A 1,273-nucleotide genomic window follows, 5' to 3' on the forward strand; every position below is an offset into this window, starting at 1 on the left:
TGTTTGGACCGGAGAGATCGCGAACAGGTGTGCGAGGACATCGCGAACAGTTTGGCGTGCTTTGCGCCGGGAGGTTCGCGATGCCATTTGGGAACACCAGCGTGATGGATGGGAAGTTGGAGTTTGTGCGTCTTGCGGTGCAGGATGGCAGCAATGTCAGTGCGCTTTGTCGTCGTTTCGGGATTGGCCGAACCTGTGGTCACAAGTTGATCGCGCGGTATCGCGCCCATGGCGAGGCCGGGCTTGCGGAGCAATCGCGCCGTCCAGCGACGAGCCCGGCGCGCAGCCCGGATGCAGTCGAGGCGGCGGTTCTTGGCATGCGCCGGGCGCACCCGGCCTGGGGCGGACGCAAGATCTCCAAGGTCCTGCGGCGCGAGGGAACCGGTTCGCCGGCACCTTCCACGGTGACCGGGATCCTGCACCGCAATGGCGTCGAGCTGGGTTTGCTCGGGGGTGGAGCCAAGCCGTTCGGGCGCTTCGAGCATGCCGCCCCCAACGATCTGTGGCAGATGGACTTCAAGGGCCATGTCGCATTGCGGCAGGGCGGCCGGCTGCATCCGCTGACCGCGCTCGACGACCATTCGCGCTTCTCCGTCGTGCTGCAGGCTTGCATCAACGAGACCGGCGAAACGGTCAAAGCCCACCTGATTGTCGCCTTTCGCCGCTATGGACTGCCGCAGCGCATGGCTTTCGACAACGGCCCACCGTGGGGAGATGGCGGACGAAGCAACTTCACACGCTTCACCGTCTGGCTGATCGAGCACGGCGTCGCCGTCTCCCATTCCAGGCCTCTGCATCCGCAGACGCTGGGCAAGGAAGAGCGCTTCCACCGCTCGCTCAAGGCCGAAGCGATGGCCGGACCTGCTTTCGAAAATCTCGATCGCGCGCAGAAAGCCTTCGATGCCTGGCGCGACCTCTACAACACCGAAAGACCTCACGATGGCCTCAAGGGTTGCGTCCCCCTCGACAGATACACACCCTCGCCGCGCTCCTTCTGCGAGGCCGTCGAAGCTTTCGACTACCCACAAGGCGCCATCGTTCGCAAGGTCCAGAAGGAGGGCCGCGTCGCCTTGTGCGGCTACATCCTGCGCTTCTCCAAGGCATTTGGAGGGAAAGCCGTGGCCTTCACCCCCACCGGCAAGGACGGCGTCTTCCAAGCCTTCTTCAGACATCAGAAAATAGAAACAGTCGACCTCAACCTCTGCAGACGATAAGTGACAAAACTGTTCGCGATGTCCTCGCACACCTGTTCGCGATGTCTCCGGTCCAAACA

General features: G+C 62.8%; 2 protein-coding genes. One reads left to right on the forward strand and one right to left on the reverse strand.

Features of this window, described 5'->3' with window-relative positions:
• A partial coding sequence (locus NKH52_RS35315) for a hypothetical protein (RefSeq protein WP_352736890.1) occupies positions 1-254 on the reverse strand: 254 nt, incomplete at its 3' end.
• On the opposite strand from NKH52_RS35315, the gene NKH52_RS35320 reads away from it, so the two are divergent.
• The gene (locus NKH52_RS35320) at positions 138-1,214 is read left to right on the forward strand and encodes an IS481 family transposase (protein ID WP_502908171.1); all 1,077 of its coding nucleotides are present in this window, start codon (positions 138-140) and stop codon (positions 1,212-1,214) included. The two genes, NKH52_RS35315 and NKH52_RS35320, sit on opposite strands and share 117 nt — an antisense overlap.
• Positions 1,215-1,273: the final 59 nt, after the last annotated feature.

The sequence above is a fragment of the Mesorhizobium sp. M1066 genome (assembly GCF_040318635.1).
In the GTDB taxonomy this organism is placed as follows: domain Bacteria; phylum Pseudomonadota; class Alphaproteobacteria; order Rhizobiales; family Rhizobiaceae; genus Mesorhizobium.